The organism is Gammaproteobacteria bacterium (assembly GCA_021648145.1).
Lineage (GTDB): Bacteria > Pseudomonadota > Gammaproteobacteria > JAADGQ01 > JAADGQ01 > S141-38.
This window is the reverse complement of record JAKITI010000005.1, coordinates 60,165-79,827: the sequence shown is the minus strand read 5'-3', so window position 1 is coordinate 79,827 and position 19,663 is coordinate 60,165. Positions and strand designations below refer to the sequence as shown.

Sequence of the window (19,663 nt, the reverse complement as noted above, 5' to 3'; positions counted from 1 at the left end):
GGCACAAAATATGCTGAACAATAACCCAAAAATTTTTGTGAAAAAAAGGTGCAATAATCAAGATTAAGCGTATTATATTTAACTCATTATTCTCTCTTGTCTATGGACAGACTCCTATTTTTTATTGAGGTCTGTCGTATGAAATTTGATTTTGATGAGTGGCATAAGCTTGCCAAAACGGATCCCGCCGCTTTTGATAAAAAGCGCAAATCAATCATTGAAGATTTTATTGCCAATGTACCCGAAGCGCGTCAGGAAAAGTTGCGGCGCTTGCAGTGGCGCATTGATATGGAAGCCCAAAGAAAAAGTTCACAACCGTCATATATCCGTATTTATGACATGATGATGGACTCTGTTTTTGGTGATAGTGGCTTAGTCGAGTCAATGCGTGCGTTGACTGATGTCAATCATAATAATTACAGTCACTCAAAACTTAAATCTGCAACAATATTAAACTTTAAGAAACAAGCGTCAAACTCATAAAGCGCTAGAACTTAACATTACGATACTAATGAGTGCGATTGTTTCAGTCACCTCAATCGTCGCACCGGCTGTGTCACCCGTTGTTCCACCGATCTGATTCATCATGAGTTGGCGTAATAAGTAGCCTGCCAAAATGATCCAGATACAGGTTATGAAGCCTTGTACTCCCATTGTAAGCAGTAGAATTACAATGACAGCCATCCAGATGATATGAGCTTGTTTTCGGGGTAAATATTGGCTCATAATGTCACCAATGCCGCCTTGGCGAGCATAAGGTGTCGTCAGGAACAGGAGCAGGGTGCTGGTGCGGCCTAATACTGGAATCATGATCAACATGAACGTTGTCTCATGTGAGAGTAATACACTGAGAGCCACGAACTTGGTGAGTAGAACTAAAAAAATGGCAATAATTGCCGCAGAGCCTGATCGAGAATCTTTCATGATATGCAGGATTCGCTCACGGTTTCCAGCGCCACCGAGCCAACCATCAGCACTGTCAGCAAGGCCATCCAGATGAAGCCCGCCACTGATGAGTACCCATAGAGTTAAAATGACCGCAGCACTGAGCATGCTATTTTGTCCGGTGAGAAGCAGGCTGGTGATCCATAAAATTACACCAATAATAAAGCCAACGAATGGGTAATAGAGCAGAGAGCGCCCGAGAGCTGAATCGTTAATCTCTATTTGTGGTGTTGGCAGGCGCGTTAGAAATTGCAGTGCCAGCCAAAATGGAGTTGTATTCATGGAAGCTTGCTGAAAAATTTTAGGCGTGGAAAAGTTTGTCCACGTTTGCCATCAATCTGTACACGAGCAATGCCGGCATGGGGGATTTCAAGGCGAAACAGATGCTCTAATGGCATTTGCAGAACGTTCAGCAAAATAATACGCATCATACCTGCGTGGCCAATGAGCAGGATATGTTGTCCACGGTGGCGCTCAATGAGTTCATCCCATGCCGTAATAATACGTACCTGAAAGTCAGCCAATGTTTCGCCGTTTGGGGGCGGGTTTTTAAATGGGTTATCCCAATAATTCTGGAGCTTTTTTGGCTCTGTTTCTAGCAGCTCTTTTGCAGTAAAGCCTTCCCAGTCACCAAAACTAATTTCTTTAAAGCGTGGTTCAAAAGTCAGCTTGAGTGCGAGTTGATCAGAAGTTTCTTTGGCAAACAGGGCGCAGCGGCTGAGTGGTGAACTCACAACGGCACTCCATGGCTGATGGTTGGAAATGGATTGTCGCATCTGTTTCCAGCCTAGTTCGCTGAGTGGGTCATCCAGTTGTCCTCGATATTTAGAACCCCCTTCAGGTTCACCGTGACGTAACAGGTCAACGGTGATCGGTTGCTCATCCATTATTTGCTTCAGAGACACTCGCTTCCGAGAACGTAGCCATTTCATTGTGCAGTGCAACGGCAGAGCGCAGTAGTGGTACTACAACGGCTGCGCCGCTACCCTCACCTAAACGCATTCCACAATCAAGTAGCGGCTTGACATTCAATGCTTTCATTACAATGGCATGTCCTGGCTCAGATGAAGCATGAGCAAAAAATAACCAGGGTTTGATGTCTGGGTTAATGCGTATTGCGGCGAGTGCCGCGATGCTACATATAAAACCATCGACCAAAATGGCCATACCTTGCTGAGCGGCTGCAATATAACTGCCCGTGAGTGCGGCGATTTCAAAGCCCCCAAGTCGTTGCAAAACTTGCCAGGGATCATCTCCGGCATCGCTATGTTTTATCAGTGATGTTTTAATGATTTCAGTTTTTTGTTTTATGCCGTCACGATCAAGTCCGGTGCCGGGACCGACTAATTTTTCAACTGACTCTTTTAATAAAGCACACGCAATTGCAGTTGCGCTGGTGGTATTGCCAATGCCCATTTCACCGCCGATAAATAGCTCTATTTTTGATTCAGCGGCGCGCGCTGCTGCTGAAAAACCGATTGTCATTGCTTCAGAGAGTTGTGCTGGAGTCATTGCAGGTGCTTGATGAAAGCTGACCGTGCCTGAGCTGATGCGCTGAGACAGCACTCCATCAAGTGAACCAGGGTCGATAATACAACCGGTATCAATGACTTCCAGAGTTGCGCCCAAGTGGCGCGCCAATACACTAATGGCGGCTCCACCTCGTGAAAAATTACGTATCATCTCAACTGTGACGGCTTGAGGGTAAAGTGAAACACCCTGCGCAGCGATGCCGTGATCGCCAGCAAAAATGACAATGTTGATATGATCTAATAATGGCTTTTGAGTGTTTTGTAGTGAGGCTAAACGAACGGCGATATTTTCAAGTTCACCTAGAGAGCCTTGGGGTTTTGTTAACTGGTTTTGCCGAATAAGTGCTGCATCATACTGGATTTGACTGACAGGCTTGGCAGGTTGCTCTAGCCATTTTGGTTTCACTGATCGACTCCTTTACATCGCATTACATCTTTCCTGCAACTCTAGATTTTTATTTAATAAATACTTTGTGTTTTCTGCAGACTCTGTACGGAGTGCCTGTAAATCTTGACTCAGCTCTTTTTCACTTTCTGCGAGGCTGGCAATTTTTTCTTTACATTGGTTTTTTAATAGAGAGAGGTTTTGCTCAAGCTGTTTGACTCGTTGCTGTTGGTGAAAGATTTTTCCAGCTTTTTCGGTTTGGGCAGATGATAAATTTTGCGCCAGAGTGTCTTTTTCGCTTTTGAGTGAATCATACTGGGCTTGTAAATCATCGTAGCGAACCTGAGTTACACAGCCTGTTAAGATCAGGGTGGCTAAGAAAAGCGTGGCGTATTTCATGAGTATATTGCTTCCTTGAGTTGTTGCTAAATAGAGTTTATCAGAATATTAAGCGATTAATTCATATTTATCAGCTAAATCTTTTGGCTCATCCAGATCCCATTGATGGGGGAGTTCATACCAGCGCCATTGCAGTTGATTTAATCGTTCTCGAGTCGCGCGCAGTACCTTTTCAGTGCCCCATTCGATGTGGTTAAATAACTCTGTATTGAAGCGCCTTAACCCCAAGAGTACATACCCTCCATCAATCGCAGGAATAAGTACAGAATCATAGCTGTTGTCGAGCAGCTTGAATGTGCGTTGTAACATATCCTGAGTGAGTGGGGGGCAATCGGTACCAATGATAATGACGTAATCATTTTTTTGCAGAGCTTGCTGCAGTGCATGAGCCATGCGTTCACCCAAATCACGGCCTGATTGCTGGTGTAGTGTGACGGAGAACTCTTTTTGGCATTGTACAAAAAAGGGGTGCTCGGTATCGGGGGTGCACCATAGCTGAACAGGACACAGGGCATGTTGTGTTGCCATTTTCAAAGTGTTGATGGCGAGTTTACGATGCAGCTTTGCCGCGCCTTCAGCCCCCAAAGCAGGAATCAAACGTGTTTTTGCAATACCGGCAATGGGGGCTTTAGCAAAGATGAGTAACGTTTTTTTCAACGTAGTGTTGCAAGACTACGCTGGTTCAGTGATATCTGGTCAAGAAGAATTTGGCCACTCTCTTCGAGTAGAAAATCAGGCTCTTCGTGACCTTTTTCATCTTTGGCAGGATCCGTTAACTCTTTACGGTACTCTTTGAGTGCAGCGTAATCCTTGAATGTCTCTTCACCTTTAGCTGTGCGGCGTCTGTTTTCAGTCTCCAGTTGCCATTCTTCTGCAGTCTCTCGTTCTAGTTTGCGCTCTTTTTCAAGCAGTGAGATGATGGAATCTTTACGTATTTTTTTAAGGTGATCAATCTGTTCGAGCAGATAAATGTAGTCTGGATTCTCTTTCACGCGCACTAAATGGCGTCTGTTTAACAGCTCGTTTTCAGGGCTATATCTGGAGGTGGGGCGATAACGTGCTGATTTTATTTTATCCCAGGGGAGAGCATCATCTAAAGCGCTTTCGCCCACTTCATCTAAATTGTACATGGTGGGATAGTGAACATCTGGGTGAACACCGCGATGTTGTGTGCTATCACCTGAAATGCGATAAAACTTGGCTTGAGTGATTTTGAGTTTGCCATGATTAAGTGGTATCAGGGTCTGTACCGTGCCTTTTCCAAAAGTCTGACCACCGATGATGAGACCACGACGGTAATCCTGTATTGCACCTGCAAAAATTTCAGAAGCAGAAGCGCTGAGGCGGTTGACCAGTACCGCTAATGGGCCATCATAAACAAGGCGAGGATCAGGGTCACGAATGATGTCAATACGGCCACGGGCATCTTGTATCTGTACAGTAGGCCCATATTTAATGAAAAGGCCTGTAAGTTCATTGGCTTCGCGTAGTGAACCACCCCCGTTATTTCGAAGGTCAATGATAATACCATCAACCTTTTCATTGATGAGTTCTTTTAGCAGACGTTTTACATCATTGGTTGTGCTTTTATAATTTTTATCTCCGCGATGCAAGGCATCAAAATCGATATAGAATGTTGGAATTTCAATGATACCAATTTTATGTATTCCGTCATCACGTTCAATTTGAATGATCTCTTTTTGAACGGACTGGTCTTCAAGCTTTATAGTGTTGCGCACCAGCTCAATGACTTTGGTTTGGTGGTCATCAACAGCATCCGCTGGAATGATTTCAAGGCGAACCGTTGAGTCTTTAGGGCCGCGGATACGATCAACAACATCATCCAGTCGCCAGCCAATGACATCGACGATCTCACCTTTTTTACCCTGGCCAACACCAATGATGCGATCTTCCGCTTTGAGTAGTTTGGATTTGTCAGCGGGGCCAGCTGGAATGATGCGAACAATCTTTGTGTAATCATCTTCACTTTGCAGCAGTGCGCCAATGCCTTCTAATGAAAGGCTCATACTGATATCAAAATTTTCGGATTTTCGGGGTGAAAAGTATGTTGTATGGGGGTCATAGGTCTGAGTGACTGCATTGATGTATGCTTGAAAGACATCTTCACTTTTTATCTGGTCTATCTGATTGAGCTGGTTGTGGTAGCGACGGCTGAGTTTTTTTACTGCTTCTTCTTCTGTCTTTCCGGTAAATTTCAGGCTGAGAACAGCATCTTTCAGGCGTTTTTTCCATAATTTATCGAGTGCAGCACTATCTTTTGCCCAAGGTGCATTTTCACGGTCTGTCTCAATCGACTCATTCTTACTGAAATCGAGATCTTTTAGATTGTTGTCGAGGTTCTTTATGAGATAGGTGAGGCGCTCGTGACGACGCTGTTGATAGCGATTGTAAATGTTGTACGCAGGTGCCAGATTGCCGTTGAGCAGATCATTATCCAGCGTATGGCGATAGCGTTCAAATTCAGCAACATCAGCGGCGGTAAAAAATAGTCGGGCACCGTCGAGTGTTTTCAGGTAGTTATCCAGAACTTTGCTGGAAAGGTTGTCATCAAAGTTATATCGTTGGTAATGCTCGTAACGCAAATAGTTAATGATCTCTTGGCTGGTTTGGGTATGTATTTTCAGCGGCTCAAGTATTGTTGTTGTATTTTTGTCAGTCAGTGCATAAGCGCTGCCTAGCAGCAGGCTAAGAAAACCGATCAGTATGACTGAGTATAAAACTGGGAGTTTACTTTTTCGAATCACGTGACTTGCCTCATTATAAAACTGCATTACATTTCCATATTATGAGGGCGAATCATTATGAGTAGTTCCCTAACCCACAATAATCGACCCTCTCCATTGATCACACTCTATCGGTTTAGCTTCTCTTTGAGCAAACTGTTTACTTGAGCAGGGTTCGCTTTGCCTTGAGTTGCTTTCATGGTTTGGCCGACGAAAAACCCAAAAAGTTTATCTTTCCCTGCACGATATTGCTCGGTTTGATTGGGGTTATTAGTGATGATTCCATCAATGATGGCTTCAATCGCACCGCTATCGGTGATCTGTTTAAGTCCTTTTTTCTCAATGATAGTATCAGTATCACCTTCTCCGTTCCAAATAGCTTCAAAAATCTGTTTGGCTATTTTTCCAGAAATTGTATTGTCTGCAATGCGTTGAATCATGCCGCCCAGTTGCTCGGCACTGACGGGACTCGCTGTAATGTCAACGCCCGCTTTATTCAGCGCCGCCATGAAATCACCCATGACCCAGTTTGCAGCCAGCTTGTTTTCATTACCAGAAGAGATCACAACATTTTCAAAAAAATCAGCCAGTTCACGACTACTGGTGAGTACGCCTGCATCGTAAGGGGTGAGGCTAAATGACGCTGTAAAGCGTTCTTTTTTCTGGTGAGGTAACTCGGGCAGTGTTTTACGAATGGCTTCGATCTCTTCACTTGCCAGCTCAACAGGCAGTAAATCTGGATCAGGAAAGTAGCGATAATCAAACGCTTCTTCCTTGCTGCGCATGGAGCGTGTCTCATTTTTTGCTGAGTCGTAGAGACGAGTCTCTTGCGTAACGGTGCCGCCGTCTTCGAGAATGTCAATTTGACGTTCGATCTCAATATTGATGGCACGTTCAACAAAGCGAAAAGAGTTGAGGTTTTTGATCTCTGCACGCGTGCCGTACTCTTTTTGGCCTTTGGGACGCATTGAAATATTGGCATCGCAGCGAAATGAGCCTTCCTGCATGTTGCCGTCACAAATTTCGAGGTAGCGAACCAGTGAGTGAATTTTTTTCATATAAGTGACAGCCTCTTTTGCGGAGCGCATGTCGGGCTCGGAGACTATTTCCAGCAACGGTGTGCCTGCGCGATTCAAGTCAACACCTGTGAGGCCATGAAAATCTTCATGCAGTGATTTTCCAGCATCTTCTTCCAGATGGGCGCGTGTCACACCAATTCTTTTGTTTGAGCCATCTTCCAGTTCGATATCAAGGTGGCCAACGCCAACAATGGGAAGTTCAAACTGGCTGATTTGATACCCTTTGGGTAGATCAGGGTAAAAATAATTTTTACGTGCGAATACTGAGCGTGGTGCAATATGAGCTCCAATGGCAGTGCCGAATTTAATCGCCATGCGCACCGCTTCTTTATTGAGTACGGGCAAAACACCGGGCATGCCCAAATCAATGGCGCAGGCTTGAGTGTTGGGCGCAGCGCCGTAAGCTGTGGCTGCACCTGAAAATATTTTACTTTTTGTCGCAAGTTGGGCATGGATTTCCAGCCCGATAACAACTTCCCATTCCATTATTCTAATACCTTTAAAAATTCAGAAACCTTCAGGGCGGCGGGTGTGCCAGTCTGTGACCTGTTGGTATTGATGAGCTGCACTGAGCAGCCCTGCTTCTTCAAAATAGTTGCCAATCAGCTGCAAACCGACAGGGCGGCCCGAGACAAAACCTGCAGGTATCGAGATGCCAGGCAGACCCGCAAGGTTGGCGGCAATCGTATAGATGTCAGAGAGGTACATGCTGACAGGGTCATCATTTTTTTCGCCAATGTTAAATGCTGTGGTCGGTGTGGTGGGGCCCGCGATCAGATCAACTTGCTCGAAGGCCTTGCGAAAGTCATCACTGATCAGCCTGCGAATTTTTTGCGCCTTGAGATAATAAGCATCGTAATAACCTGAAGAGAGTGCGTAAGTACCCATCATGATGCGGCGCTTTACTTCCTCGCCGAAACCTTCACCGCGAGAGCGTTTATAGAGGTCTTCCAGGTTTTTGGGTGAATCACAGCGGTGGCCAAAGCGAACACCATCATAACGTGACAGGTTGGTGGAGCACTCTGCGGGTGCAACAACATAATAGGTCGGTACGGCCAAGTGTGTATTCGGTAGGCTGATTTCAACAATTTCAGCACCAAGTTTTTGGTATTCTTTGATGGATGCATCAATCGCATCAGCCACATCCGGATCTAGTCCTTCGCCAAAGTACTCTTTGGGAAGGCCGATTTTAAGCCCTTTGAGTGAATCGCCCAGATGGGCGGTGTAATCAGGAACGGGCTTGTCAATACTGGTGGAGTCACGTGCATCAAATCCTGCCATGGCATTGAGTACGATGGCCGCATCTTCGGCGGTGCGTGTCATCGGGCCGCCCTGGTCAAGGCTGGAAGCGAAAGCGATCATGCCGTAGCGTGAAACACGGCCGTAGGTGGGTTTTAAACCCGTCACTCCACAGAGTGCGGCGGGTTGGCGAATCGAACCGCCCGTATCCGTGCCACTGGCCACTGGGGTTAAACGTGCAGCTACCGCTGCGGCAGAGCCACCAGATGAGCCGCCAGGCACTGCCTTGGTATCCCACGGATTTTTAACGGCACCGTAATAACTGGTTTCATTGCTGGAACCCATGGCAAATTCGTCCATGTTGGTTTTACCCAAGGTCACAATGCCTGCGGACTTAAGGCGGGAAACCACGGTTGCATCATAAGGTGAAATAAAGTTATCCAACATTTTAGAGCCACAGCTGGTACGAATACCTTGTGTGCAAAAAATATCTTTGTGCGCAAAGGGAATGCCCGTGAGTGGTGTGGCATTATTGGCCTTGATGCGAGCGTCCGCCGCGATGGCTTGCTCAATGGCAAGCTCCGGTGTGACAGTAATAAAGCTGTTCAGTGCTCCATCATGCTTTTCAATGCGATCAAGAAAGATGCGTGTAAGCTCTTCGCTTGAAAACTCACCGCTACGAAGTCCGGCTCCGAGCTCTGCAACTGTTTTGTCGTGCATGTTAAGTCGTCCTGTATCTATATGCTATTAGGGCGTATCGTTATCTGATTTTGGGGGTATTATTCAATGACTTTGGGTACGAGGTAAAGCCCTGCCTCCACTTGAGGAGCAAGCGCTTGAAATTGTTCGCGTTGATCTGTTTCAGTGGCTTCATCGGATCGAAGGCGTTGGGTTGCATCCATGGGGTGAGCCATGGGAGTCACACTCTCCGTATCAACGGCATTCATTTGCTCAACCAGGTCGAGGATGTCGGATAAATTTTTAATATGTTCTGGTATATCAGAGGGATCAATGCTTAAACGTGCTAAATGTGCGACTTTTTCAATGTCAGATTGCTGCAAACTCATGCAGAGCACTCCTAATAATAAATAAAAATAGCAACTTATCATAGAAAAGCGCTTGCCCAAAGCCCTTATACATTGATAGATTGTGTCGAGCTAAGTAATACGTGTGTATGAATGCTACTATAATTCTAGGATAATACTAAAAATTTTCGAGTTAAATGTCAGGGTGATTCTTCCAATATGATGCTATTTAAAGGCCTGCGCGGCATGTTTTCCAATGATCTTTCTATTGATCTGGGAACAGCTAATACATTGATTTATGCAAGAGGGCAAGGAATTGTTCTCAATGAACCGTCTGTCGTAGCGATACGCCATGATCGTGGGCCGGGTGGGCCTAAAAAAATTGCTGCGGTGGGGATGGAGGCTAAATTGATGATTGGCCGTACCCCTGGAAATATTGTAGCAATACGCCCACTTAAAGATGGAGTAATTGCTGATTTCACCGTGACAGAAAAGATGTTGCAGCATTTTATTCATCAAGTACATGAAAGTAAATTTTTTCGCCCCAGCCCACGGGTTTTGATTTGTGTGCCTTGTGGGTCAACTCAGGTTGAACGGCGTGCGATCAAAGAGTCAGCCGAAGGGGCTGGCGCGCGCGATGTTTATTTGATTGACGAGCCGATGGCAGCAGCGATTGGAGCCGGTATGCCTGTCGGGGAGGCCAGTGGTTCCATGGTGCTCGATATTGGCGGGGGAACGACGGAAGTTGCTATTTTATCTTTAAATGGTCTGGTCTATTCGTCGTCGGTACGAATTGGAGGGGATCGGTTTGATAATTCGATTATTAATTATGTGCGCCGAAACTATGGCACATTGATTGGTGATGCGACGGCTGAACGTATCAAGCATGAAATTGGCTCTGCTTTTCCTAGTAATGAAATAAAGGAGATGGAAGTGAAGGGGCTAAATCAATCCGAAGGAGTGCCACGCAGTTTCACCTTGAATAACAATGAAGTTCTTGAGGCATTACAGGAGCCACTTACCAGTATCGTTGGTGCGGTTAGAGCTGCATTGGAGCAAACGCCGCCAGATCTGGGCGCAGATATTGCTGAGAAGGGAATGGTGCTAACGGGCGGGGGTGCGTTGTTACAAGGGCTGGATCAATTGTTGATGGAAGAAACGGGTCTGCCCGTAATTGTTGCCGAAGATCCTTTGACTTGTGTTGTTCGAGGGGGTGGCCGTGCATTAGAGATGATTGATGAGCGTGGCGGAGATATTTTTGTGGCAGAGTGAATGAAGCGACTGCAGTGAATCATTAGAAAAACAGGTCATTTTCTTAAGTGGGACTTTTTTCCGGAAACCGTTCTAATACGGGTTACTTTATTATTTTGGTGGTTATTTCAATCACTTTGATGGTGGTTGACCATAAGCAAAATTATTTAAGCGATGTACGCAAGGGCATGGCGGTACTTTTGTCGCCACTGATTTATGTGGTGGATGCACCGCTTACGCTGATACGATGGCTAGAAGGTAGCTTTGAAGGGCGAGCAAACTTACAACAGGAAAACAGACAGTTACATGCACAAAATTTATTGCTACAAACCCAGCAGCTCAAGCTGGACGCATTAACGGCTGAAAACCAGCGCTTGCGGCTTCTTCTTGAATCTTCCACAGACGTAGGTGAGAGGGTGCTTATTGCAGGTTTGCTGGCCGCTGATCTCCAGTTTTATTCGCGTCGCTTAACATTGGATAAAGGCACGCAGTATGGTGTTTATCCAGGGCAGCCGGTGTTGAACGCCCATGGTGTGGTAGGACAGGTTTTTGAAGTGAGTCTCTATTCCAGTGTCGCGATGTTGATTACAGATTCGAACCATGCAGTACCCGTGCAAGTGTTACGTAATGGGTTGCGCGCGCTAGTTGAAGGGCGAGGCGCGAGTAATCGTCTGGCATTACCCTATCTGCCAGTGAGTGCAGATATACAGGTAAATGATCTATTGATGACTTCTGGGTTAGGAGGTGTGTTTCCACCTAATTATCCAGTTGCAATTGTTAAATCGGTTGAGCGAAATCTGGGCCAAACTTTTATGTCGATCAGTGCGGAGCCTCTTGCCTTGCTGGATAGTGGGCGTGAAGTGCTATTAATATGGCCGACTCAAAGCCAAAGCAGAGTATCTGATATGAATGATTCTGCGTGCGTTGAAAATAAATTAAGTATCACTGATGTTGATTGTGTGCAATGAAAGCATATACACATAGTTCAGGCTGGGTGATCGTTTTTACTCTGTTTATTGCCATATTGTTGATGATTATGCCGCTACCGGAATGGGCGCAGCCACTTCGTCCTCACTGGGCTGCAATGGTATTGGTCTACTGGTGTCTGGCTTTACCGTCTCGTGTTGGTATTTTGAGCGCATGGGTTGTGGGGCTGTTGCTGGATGTATTATCTGGAACTTTGCTAGGCGCACAAGCTCTGGCCCTAAGCATCGTGGCTTACGTTACTTTGATGCTATACAGGCGAATCAGAGTTAAACCACTCTTGCACCAGTCGCTGGTACTATTTTTGCTATTGTTATTAGCACACCACGTTCCGTTGCTGTGGGTGCAAGGCATCAGTGGTCACTCTATTCAAAGCTGGACGTATTGGATAACACCTTTTACAAGTGCATTGTTATGGCCCGTTGTCTTTTTGCTCTTGCGGTATGTGCGGCATAAATTCAGAGTAACGTAACCCTGAATCCGTATTTTCATGAGTAAAATAGACTTGATCCCTTGTTTCAAACTTAATCAGATCTTCCTTAATTTTTTATGTGTCGTCATGTATGGGATAATGCCTGCCGTTCACGGAGGGTTGGTTAATACATAATGTCTAGCAAAAGTATTTCTAACCAGATGGTTAACCTTTTAGATTTGAGTAAATATGAATCGAGCAACATTCATTATTATTATTGCTATCGGTGCTTTGATGGTTGGGCTTTGGGCTTACGCTAATCAACCTGATCACGAGCCCGTTTGGCCAGATGTCATTCAGGGCATAGCTTTTTCACCTTACCATCCGGGTCAAGATCCAGCAAAGGATCAATACCCTACCATAGAACAGATTCAGGCCGATCTTGAGTTACTCTCGGGCAAGGTGCATGCGGTACGTACCTACTCCGTAGCGGAAACACTTGGTTTAATACCCCGTTTGGCAGAACCGCTTGGCCTTAATGTCACCGTCGGTATTTGGCTGTCGGATGATAAAGAGCAGAACCGTAAAGAAATAAATCGCTTCAAGGAGCTTTACAGCGAATTTAATAAAAATATTGTAAGAGTCATAGTGGGCAATGAGGTGCTGTTGCGCAAGGAGTTGACTGAAGATGAATTAATTGCATACATTGAAGAAATTCAACACTTTGTTGGCTGGAGGCGTGTCAGTACCGCTGAAACATGGGATCGCTGGATCAAGAATCCCAAACTTACAGCTCATGTCGATTTTATTGCCGCTCATATTCTGCCTTACTGGGAGTTTAAGCCTACTGAAAGCGCTGAACCCTACGTCTGGAATCGATTGGATAAACTAAAAGAAACTTATCCGGATAAAGAGATCATTTTGGGAGAAGTAGGCTGGCCAAGCAAGGGGCGTTCAAGGGACAAAGCTGTACCTTCAACACAAAATCAGGCAAAGTTCCTGCGCCGCTTTACCAGTCGGGCCGAGCAAGAAGGTGTTACCTATTACGTGCTTGAGGCGTTTGACCAGGTATGGAAAACCAATGAGGGGGAAGTAGGACGATATTGGGGCATTTACGATGCTGATCGCAATGCTAAATTTAATTTTTCCGCGCCTGTTACGCCGATTCCTGAATGGCCTCAAATCGTGCTCTACTCAATGGCACTAACCTTGTTGATTTTGGCTTTTATGCTAAAAGACAGTCAAGGGCTGAATCATCGTGGTCGCAGTTTTTTAGTCATCATATCCTATGCTATTGCAACTTTTGTAGTGTGGTTAGTCTATGATTATTCACAGAAATACTTGAACTGGCAGCAGGTGGTGGTGGGTCTGATTTTATTAACCGCTGTGCTTGCTGTTGTTGTGGTATTAATTGCTGAAGCGCATGAATGGGCTGAGGCGATCTGGAGCCGAGGCATGCGTCGTCAATCCGATATTAAGCGGGTAGCAGACGCTGAATTACCCATGGTCTCGATTCATTTGCCGGCGTATAACGAACCTCCTGATATGCTCATCAAGACACTGGAAGGGCTCAAACGTTTGGATTACCCTCATTTTGAAGTGATCGTTATCGATAACAACACCAAAGATGAAGCCGTTTGGCGGCCTGTCCACACTTGGTGTGAAGCGCAAGACGAGCGATTTCGATTTTTTCATAAAGATCCACTGTCTGGATTTAAAGCGGGCGCATTGAATTTTGCATTGGAAAAAACCAATCATGGTGCTGAAGTTGTGGCAGTGATTGATAGTGACTATATCGTTGAAGCGAATTGGCTGCGTGATTTGGCGCCACTGTTCGAGCAGAAAAAAGTGGCGATCGTACAGGCACCTCAAGATTATAGTGATGGTAATGATAGTCTTTTCAAATCATTATCTTATTGCGAATATGCCGGTTTTTTTCATCTTGGTATGGTGACACGCAATGAACGTAATGCCATTATTCAGCACGGCACCATGACTATGGTTCGCAAGTCGGTATTGCAAGATGTGGGTGGTTGGCCTACCTGGTGCATTACGGAGGACGCCGAACTGGGGCTGACTATTTTTGAGAAAGGTCATGAAGCGCTATATATTCCACACTCGTACGGGCAAGGCGTGATGCCTGATAATTTTCTGGACTACAAAAAACAGCGTTTTCGCTGGGCATATGGTTCTGTATTGATCATGCGCCATCATTTACGCTATTTATTGGGTTTGAGTCGATCAAAATTGAGCGCGGGTCAGCGCTACCACTTTGTTGCAGGGTGGTTGCCCTGGATCACGGACGGATTAAGTTTACTGTTTAATTTTATTGCGATTGTCTGGTCTGTATTGATGATTATTTCACCTGAAAAATATATGCCGCCCGATATTGCATTGTCATTGGTGCCGATTGCATTTTTGACGTTTAAAAGTTTCAAACTGATGACACTTTATCGTTACCGTATGAAAGCGACAGTGAGGCAAGCCTTGGCTGCCGGTCTAGCAGGGCTGAGTTTGTCACATACCATTTCACGTGCAATATTAGCGGGACTGTTTACCAAGGAAATAGGTTTTTTTCGTACACCCAAAAACTCCAGCAGCCATGGGTTTTGGCGCGCACTGTCGGATGTGCGTGAAGAGTTATTGCTGGCCTTGCTCTTATTAACTTGCATTGTTGCTATCGCACAGCGTGAAGATGCCCATTATCTCGATACGCAATTATGGATGGTCGTGTTGGTCGTACAAAGTTTGCCTTACCTCGCTTCTATTTTAGTTTCGTTGATCAGTGCATATCCTCGCTTGTCGAGTCGTATCATTGGTGAAATGCCACGTATTAGTCAAAACAACGGCAACGGGCCAGATCTCGAAGAGCAAGACGATTTGTTAATAAAAGAAAAAGATGCAAACTAAGGAACGGTCACGAAATAACTTGGACATTCTGACTTGCCCTTTTACTCCAGTTTAAACGATATCAATCGTTACATAGGCTCGCTATGCGCCTCTTGATATAGTTTAAACTGGAGCAAAATTTCTGCGTCATAATTGTCCAAGTTATTTCGTGCTCGTTCCTAACGTCTTGGATGGTCCACTGGAGCATTTTGTCAGCTGCTTAAGTTTTATATGGATATATCAATTTTATTTGTGGGAAATACGTTTTATATTTTGCCAAATCCCTCGTTATTAACCCAAACTTTGAGATAGACGCATGAGCACCAATAAAAAAGTCAGGCAATGGAGATATTTTGCTACCCTTATTTTTTCTGTATTTTAAGAATGCCTTTCCGGTCAAAAATAGTGCCTCCCGAGGCATTTCTAGTACTTTGATACCCAGTTCTTCAATAGCACATTCAACCTCTTCAACCTTATTAAAACCTATTGATATTTCTGTGTACACAATGGAATTTATATATAATGTGTTGGTTTGGCTATATTTTTCCAGCGTTCTTTCAGACCAATTAGCCCAATTTATGTCATCCGTAAATAGATCCAGCAACACGCATGAATCAACCAAAATACCATTCATGATTATTCCCTGGTCAGACTCATAATTTCATCAGTAGACATTTTTACTGTAGCGATGCCTCTAAGCTTTCTAAACCTACCTGTTAAGTTAGGCTCATCTGTTTTAACTATGTAAAAGCGGCCTTTATCTTCGATAAAGCCAATCTCTGTTTCGGGAGATATGCCTAAAGCCTCTCTTACACCTCTGGGGATTGTGACTTGGCCTTTCGTTGTAACTCGCATAATTTCATACTCCTCCATACAATAGTAATACCATATTAGTATTACCTTCGGAGATAATCAAGAATTGATTACAGATAGAAGGTTTTACGGACAGCTAACAGCGCATCAGTCCGAAGAGGAATTCAGGCTGTGCTGATCTCCACTGAACACGTCCCGGGAAATGATGGTCATGTCACCCACCCACTCTCGGCTATTTTTGCAATCGGGATTCTTGGTTTCTGGACGACAGATAATCGCTATGCCGTCTTTAATCACGACATGCATACCGGGCAAAGGTCTGATGATTTCATTCTCAGGGTTCTCGGTCCAGTGCAGCATTTTATATTCACCGATGCCTAACAATTGCAGCACCAGGTCGGGCAGTCGATACAACGGGAGTTGTCCAAGATTGAGTGGGCCTCTTTTCCCATCAATTACAATCAACGGGGTACTCACCAAATAAGAAAACATCTCTGCTGTAAATTGATCTCGACGTTGAGCTAGCTTACCTGCCGCGACATAAGTCTCATGATTTGGGCCAAGAAATGGCAAATGATCACCAAATATAATAATTAAGCTATCAGGATCTTGTCGCCTTAGATCATCCAGCATGGTCATCAAATCTCGAGACTTGTAGTACATGTGGTTGAGAAAACCGCGTAGCAGTGGTGATGCTTCACCACTAGGAATGATTTCTGGATACTGCTCATTGCTTGGAAAAGGCAGGTGACCATGGTATGTCAGCATGTAGTTAAAAACAGGGCGAGAATCGTCGCGCGCTATTTTTGCAAAAATTTGTTGATAGAAGCTATGATCCAGCAGTATGCCGCCTACTTGATCGGAGAGATCAAACTGGCGTTTATCCCAGTACTGTTCAAAACCGACTAGCTGATATGCCAAGGTTCTGTTCCAAAAACCAGCAACATTGGGATGGGATGCGATTGTTTGATAACCAGCTTCGGACAATACACGCGGCAAACAGGGCGCTTTTTGGCGCAGCCACCCCTCAAAAAATACCGCGTCTTCCGTAATTGGGAAACCGCACAGCGCTTCAAATTCAGCGTTTGCTGTATAACCGCCCCAGACGGGTGAAAGTATTGTGCTTTGCCCCGTCTGTTGCCAGAGATCATGGAACGCTTTAGGTAGTGGGTCTTTTGGAACCAGAGTTTTGCCAAGAGTGTTGGGGTCGAAGAACGATTCAAGCACTACGTAATGAACGTTTCGTTTATTTGCTTTGGCGGTGGGTGATGGTGTGGTTGGGCGTGTTATAGCGGCAATCTCTTGTTGTGTCGGGATGTCATTAACCTTGGCCCAAGCCCTTATCGCTTCTTGTGTTATATGCAGTACCAAGCCGCGTTTTCGGTAATTTTCTGGCTGATTCCAAACCGAGTGGCCGAATTCTAAGTCGAGCCAATCCCGTGTTTCACTGCGGTACTGGCCGATGATTGAGATGCCAATGATGAGCACCGAAAATGTTAGCCAAGTACTCCATTTACGCCAACTTATCAGCATCAGTAAAGCCAGAGCAGGCAGGGCTACGATAGCGACAGTGCCCCATAATATCCAGCCCTGCCATAACCAAAATAGATTGCGTATCTGAATGAAATCGTCGGGACTGATTGGCGTGCCAAGTACCACCTGTTTGCCAGCGTTACTGAGCTGGAACCCGATAATTAACAGTGAAGAGAGGATCACCGCTCGTGTTGCTGTGCCACTGATGACATAGCACAGCAATGTGACAACTAAATTGCCAATAAAATCTCGATACCAAAAGGCATGATCCAGTTCAATTTCAAATTGTGTCTGTATCACCCAGCGTAGCGCCAGTGTCAGTATCAACGTAAATAATACAAGAAAAAACAGTGGGCGCATGCAACGTAAAATCCTGGAAACCATATAAACTTGTATCTATAGAAATTTTAATTGTTGGCAGCGTAACAATGCTTTGGGGGTGTGATCAAGAATGACCTGTTATTTTTGATCGAGAAGGCTTGTACAAACGGCTCTTCTCCGGTCTTGTGAGTGAAAATCAGGCTGTAAATAAAGGGTTTATTCAGATAATATTGAATTTGAAGATACGGATTCAGGGTAATTTTATGTCACGTCGTGATATCAAAGATCATATTCGGGAAAGCCGCAAATTTAACAGCCGATCGGCCGCTGCTTTAGTATTGGTGGGAGCTTTGGTGTCAGTCATCTTTGGGCGGTTGGTCTATTTGCAGGTGGTGGACTACGAACATTACACAACACAGGCAGAGAATAATCGCGTGAAAATTATTCCCATCGCGCCGACTCGTGGCTTGATTTATGACCGCAACGGTATCATTCTGGCACAAAATCAAACCTCATTTATACTGGAGGTTATCCCCGAAAAGATTAGTGACCTAGAGGTGATGCTGGTTGAATTGCGCAGTATCATTGCAATTAGCGATGCTGATGTAGAGCGTTTTCGTCGTGATTTGAAACGACAACGTCGCTTTGACAGCGTGCCTTTGCGTTACTGGCTTACGGATGAAGAAGTTGCAAAATTTGCAGTCACAGGGTATCGCTTCCCAGGTGTAACGATTAAAGCGCGTCTGGTGCGCCATTACCCTCATGGTTTATTGACAACCCATGTGCTGGGGTATGTTGCCCGCATTAATCAAAAAGAGCAGAAAACGATTGATGTATCCAATTACAGCGCAACAAATCATATTGGTAAAACGGGTGTTGAAAAGTATTACGAAAAGCAATTGCATGGCCAGGTGGGCTATGAAAAAGTAGAGACTAACGTTCAAGGGCGTGTTTTGCATGTTATTGAGCGTAAAGTGCCCGTTGCAGGTGACAGCCTTAACCTGACTATTGATATTGGCTTGCAGATAGTCGCAAGCGAGGCGCTGGGTAAGCATCGGGGTGCTGTCGTGGCTATTAAGCCAAAAACGGGTGAAATTCTGGCTTTTGTCAGCACGCCTAGTTACGATCCAAATCAGTATGTCGCCGGGTTTGGCCATGCTGAATATAGAGCGCTGCTTGAGTCGCTTGATCGCCCACTTTTTAATCGCGCTTTACTAGGCCGTTATCCACCAGGCTCAACTATTAAGCCATTTATTGGTTTGGCAGGGCTAGAGTTTAATGAAGCACAGCAGGAGGTGTTTTGTCCGGGTTGGTTCTCTCTGGAGGGGGATGATCACCGTTATCGTGACTGGAAAAAAACGGGTCATGGCATGACCTCACTAAAAAAATCTATTCGCGAATCGTGTGATGTTTATTTCTATGATTTAGCCTTACGTCTAGGGATTGATCGTATCTCACCTTTTATGAAGCAGTTTGGTTTTGGTTTGCTTACAGAAGTTGATATTAGTGGCGAGTTAAGTGGTTTAATGCCATCAAGGCAATGGAAGCGAGATAAACGCCAGCGTATCTGGTTTCCAGGGGAAACTTTGATTACAGGAATTGGTCAGGGGTTCATGTTATCAACACCATTGCAATTAGCCTCATCAACAGCGGCACTGGCGAACCATGGTATTCAAATGAAGCCGTATATTGTTGCATCAACTTCGGTCGCAGGTCGAATGGCTCCAATTGTTAAACCGCCAGAGTTATTGCATAAAATTGCTGATATTGATGAAGGTAATATGGACTATATTATTTCAGCCATGCGCAGTGTCGTACACAGTCCATCTGGAAGTGCATACAAAATTTCTCGTAACTTAACATATGATATTGCAGGGAAAACAGGAACAGCACAGGTTTTCGGTATCAAACAAGGTGAGGTGTATGTTAAAGAGGATATTGCAGAAAGGTTGCGTGACCATGCGCTGTTTATTGCCTTCGCACCTATTGATGACCCACAGATTGCTATTGCTGTTGTCGTTGAAAATGGTGGCAGTGGTGGTGGCGTGGCAGCGCCGATTGCCCGGCGGGTGATGGATGCTTATTTAAAAAAATAGTGATGGCAGCATAATA

The 19,663-nt window shown here is 45.1% G+C and carries 18 protein-coding genes; 6 read left to right on the top strand and 12 right to left on the bottom strand.

Going from position 1 to position 19,663, the window contains the following annotated elements; genetic code table 11:
• Positions 1–138 precede the first annotated feature (138 nt).
• Positions 139–483 (top strand): DUF3135 domain-containing protein, encoded by a 345-nt coding sequence (locus L3J70_04545; protein MCF6235632.1) that lies wholly within the window; start codon positions 139–141, stop codon positions 481–483.
• Here L3J70_04545 and L3J70_04540 read toward each other — a convergent pair.
• From L3J70_04540 to gatC, 9 genes are all read right to left on the bottom strand, one after another.
• On the bottom strand, positions 478–1,227 hold the full coding sequence (locus L3J70_04540; protein MCF6235631.1) for an adenosylcobinamide-GDP ribazoletransferase: 750 nt from the start codon (positions 1,225–1,227) through the stop codon (positions 478–480). The genes L3J70_04545 and L3J70_04540 overlap by 6 nt on opposite strands.
• On the bottom strand, positions 1,224–1,832 hold the full coding sequence (locus tag L3J70_04535) for an alpha-ribazole phosphatase family protein (GenBank protein ID MCF6235630.1): 609 nt from the start codon (positions 1,830–1,832) through the stop codon (positions 1,224–1,226). Before L3J70_04535 ends, L3J70_04540 begins: the two co-directional genes overlap by 4 nt.
• The gene (gene cobT / locus L3J70_04530) at positions 1,825–2,883 is read right to left on the bottom strand and encodes a nicotinate-nucleotide--dimethylbenzimidazole phosphoribosyltransferase (protein MCF6235629.1); all 1,059 of its coding nucleotides are present in this window, start codon (positions 2,881–2,883) and stop codon (positions 1,825–1,827) included. The genes L3J70_04535 and cobT overlap by 8 nt, the downstream gene beginning before the upstream one ends.
• Positions 2,884–2,895: 12 nt before the next feature.
• Complete coding sequence (locus L3J70_04525; protein ID MCF6235628.1) at positions 2,896–3,261, bottom strand: hypothetical protein; 366 nt, start codon at positions 3,259–3,261, stop codon at positions 2,896–2,898.
• 48 nt (positions 3,262–3,309) lie between these two features.
• Complete coding sequence (locus L3J70_04520; protein ID MCF6235627.1) at positions 3,310–3,918, bottom strand: TIGR04282 family arsenosugar biosynthesis glycosyltransferase; 609 nt, start codon at positions 3,916–3,918, stop codon at positions 3,310–3,312.
• Positions 3,915–6,053, bottom strand: a complete 2,139-nt coding sequence (locus tag L3J70_04515) for a carboxy terminal-processing peptidase (protein ID MCF6235626.1) — start codon at positions 6,051–6,053, stop codon at positions 3,915–3,917. Before L3J70_04515 ends, L3J70_04520 begins: the two co-directional genes overlap by 4 nt.
• A gap of 80 nt (positions 6,054–6,133) precedes the next feature.
• Positions 6,134–7,570: an Asp-tRNA(Asn)/Glu-tRNA(Gln) amidotransferase subunit GatB gene (gatB, locus tag L3J70_04510; GenBank protein MCF6235625.1), complete on the bottom strand. Its 1,437-nt coding sequence runs from the start codon at positions 7,568–7,570 to the stop codon at positions 6,134–6,136.
• A 21-nt stretch (positions 7,571–7,591) separates the two neighbouring features.
• Positions 7,592–9,043: an Asp-tRNA(Asn)/Glu-tRNA(Gln) amidotransferase subunit GatA gene (gatA, locus tag L3J70_04505; GenBank protein ID MCF6235624.1), complete on the bottom strand. Its 1,452-nt coding sequence runs from the start codon at positions 9,041–9,043 to the stop codon at positions 7,592–7,594.
• A 59-nt stretch (positions 9,044–9,102) separates the two neighbouring features.
• On the bottom strand, positions 9,103–9,390 hold the full coding sequence (gene gatC / locus L3J70_04500; GenBank protein MCF6235623.1) for an Asp-tRNA(Asn)/Glu-tRNA(Gln) amidotransferase subunit GatC: 288 nt from the start codon (positions 9,388–9,390) through the stop codon (positions 9,103–9,105).
• Between the two features lie 180 nt (positions 9,391–9,570).
• Here gatC and L3J70_04495 point away from each other — a divergent pair, with 180 nt between their 5' ends.
• The 4 genes from L3J70_04495 to L3J70_04480 all read left to right on the top strand — a co-directional run bounded on the left by L3J70_04495 (position 9,571) and on the right by L3J70_04480 (position 14,905).
• Positions 9,571–10,620 (top strand): rod shape-determining protein, encoded by a 1,050-nt coding sequence (locus tag L3J70_04495; GenBank protein MCF6235622.1) that lies wholly within the window; start codon positions 9,571–9,573, stop codon positions 10,618–10,620.
• A 47-nt stretch (positions 10,621–10,667) separates the two neighbouring features.
• Positions 10,668–11,567 (top strand): rod shape-determining protein MreC, encoded by a 900-nt coding sequence (mreC, locus tag L3J70_04490; GenBank protein ID MCF6235621.1) that lies wholly within the window; start codon positions 10,668–10,670, stop codon positions 11,565–11,567.
• Positions 11,564–12,055 carry a rod shape-determining protein MreD gene (gene mreD / locus L3J70_04485; protein MCF6235620.1) on the top strand — a complete coding sequence of 164 codons (492 nt, stop codon included), beginning with the start codon at positions 11,564–11,566 and terminating at the stop codon, positions 12,053–12,055. The genes mreC and mreD overlap by 4 nt, the downstream gene beginning before the upstream one ends.
• Before the next feature lie 189 nt (positions 12,056–12,244).
• Positions 12,245–14,905: a glycosyltransferase gene (locus L3J70_04480; GenBank protein ID MCF6235619.1), complete on the top strand. Its 2,661-nt coding sequence runs from the start codon at positions 12,245–12,247 to the stop codon at positions 14,903–14,905.
• Positions 14,906–15,104: 199 nt separating this feature from the next.
• Here L3J70_04480 and L3J70_04475 read toward each other — a convergent pair whose 3' ends face one another.
• The 3 genes from L3J70_04475 to L3J70_04465 all read right to left on the bottom strand — a co-directional run bounded on the left by L3J70_04475 (position 15,105) and on the right by L3J70_04465 (position 17,590).
• Positions 15,105–15,518, bottom strand: a complete 414-nt coding sequence (locus L3J70_04475) for a PIN domain-containing protein (GenBank protein ID MCF6235618.1) — start codon at positions 15,516–15,518, stop codon at positions 15,105–15,107.
• A gap of 2 nt (positions 15,519–15,520) precedes the next feature.
• A complete protein-coding gene (locus L3J70_04470) occupies positions 15,521–15,739 on the bottom strand; it encodes an AbrB/MazE/SpoVT family DNA-binding domain-containing protein (GenBank protein ID MCF6235617.1) in 219 nt (72 codons plus the stop codon).
• Between the two features lie 105 nt (positions 15,740–15,844).
• Positions 15,845–17,590 carry an LTA synthase family protein gene (locus L3J70_04465; protein MCF6235616.1) on the bottom strand — a complete coding sequence of 582 codons (1,746 nt, stop codon included), beginning with the start codon at positions 17,588–17,590 and terminating at the stop codon, positions 15,845–15,847.
• Positions 17,591–17,814: 224 nt separating this feature from the next.
• On the opposite strand from L3J70_04465, the gene mrdA reads away from it, so the two are divergent.
• Entirely contained in the window at positions 17,815–19,647 is a 1,833-nt protein-coding gene (gene mrdA / locus L3J70_04460; protein MCF6235615.1) for a penicillin-binding protein 2, read from the top strand.
• Positions 19,648–19,663: the final 16 nt, after the last annotated feature.

Bases quoted from the DNA above. Each gene is read 5' to 3' on its own strand.
- L3J70_04545 (MCF6235632.1), top strand. From the start codon at position 139: ATGAAATTTGATTTTGATGAGTGGCATAAGCTTGCCAAAACGGATCCC.
- L3J70_04540 (MCF6235631.1), bottom strand. From the start codon at position 1,227: ATGAATACAACTCCATTTTGGCTGGCACTGCAATTTCTAACGCGCCTG.
- L3J70_04535 (MCF6235630.1), bottom strand. From the start codon at position 1,832: ATGGATGAGCAACCGATCACCGTTGACCTGTTACGTCACGGTGAACCT.
- L3J70_04525 (MCF6235628.1), bottom strand. From the start codon at position 3,261: ATGAAATACGCCACGCTTTTCTTAGCCACCCTGATCTTAACAGGCTGT.
- L3J70_04515 (MCF6235626.1), bottom strand. From the start codon at position 6,053: ATGCAGTTTTATAATGAGGCAAGTCACGTGATTCGAAAAAGTAAACTC.
- gatB (MCF6235625.1), bottom strand. From the start codon at position 7,570: ATGGAATGGGAAGTTGTTATCGGGCTGGAAATCCATGCCCAACTTGCG.
- gatA (MCF6235624.1), bottom strand. From the start codon at position 9,043: ATGCACGACAAAACAGTTGCAGAGCTCGGAGCCGGACTTCGTAGCGGT.
- gatC (MCF6235623.1), bottom strand. From the start codon at position 9,390: ATGAGTTTGCAGCAATCTGACATTGAAAAAGTCGCACATTTAGCACGT.
- L3J70_04495 (MCF6235622.1), top strand. From the start codon at position 9,571: ATGCTATTTAAAGGCCTGCGCGGCATGTTTTCCAATGATCTTTCTATT.
- mreD (MCF6235620.1), top strand. From the start codon at position 11,564: ATGAAAGCATATACACATAGTTCAGGCTGGGTGATCGTTTTTACTCTG.
- L3J70_04480 (MCF6235619.1), top strand. From the start codon at position 12,245: ATGAATCGAGCAACATTCATTATTATTATTGCTATCGGTGCTTTGATG.
- L3J70_04475 (MCF6235618.1), bottom strand. From the start codon at position 15,518: ATGAATGGTATTTTGGTTGATTCATGCGTGTTGCTGGATCTATTTACG.
- L3J70_04470 (MCF6235617.1), bottom strand. From the start codon at position 15,739: ATGCGAGTTACAACGAAAGGCCAAGTCACAATCCCCAGAGGTGTAAGA.
- L3J70_04465 (MCF6235616.1), bottom strand. From the start codon at position 17,590: ATGCGCCCACTGTTTTTTCTTGTATTATTTACGTTGATACTGACACTG.
- mrdA (MCF6235615.1), top strand. From the start codon at position 17,815: ATGTCACGTCGTGATATCAAAGATCATATTCGGGAAAGCCGCAAATTT.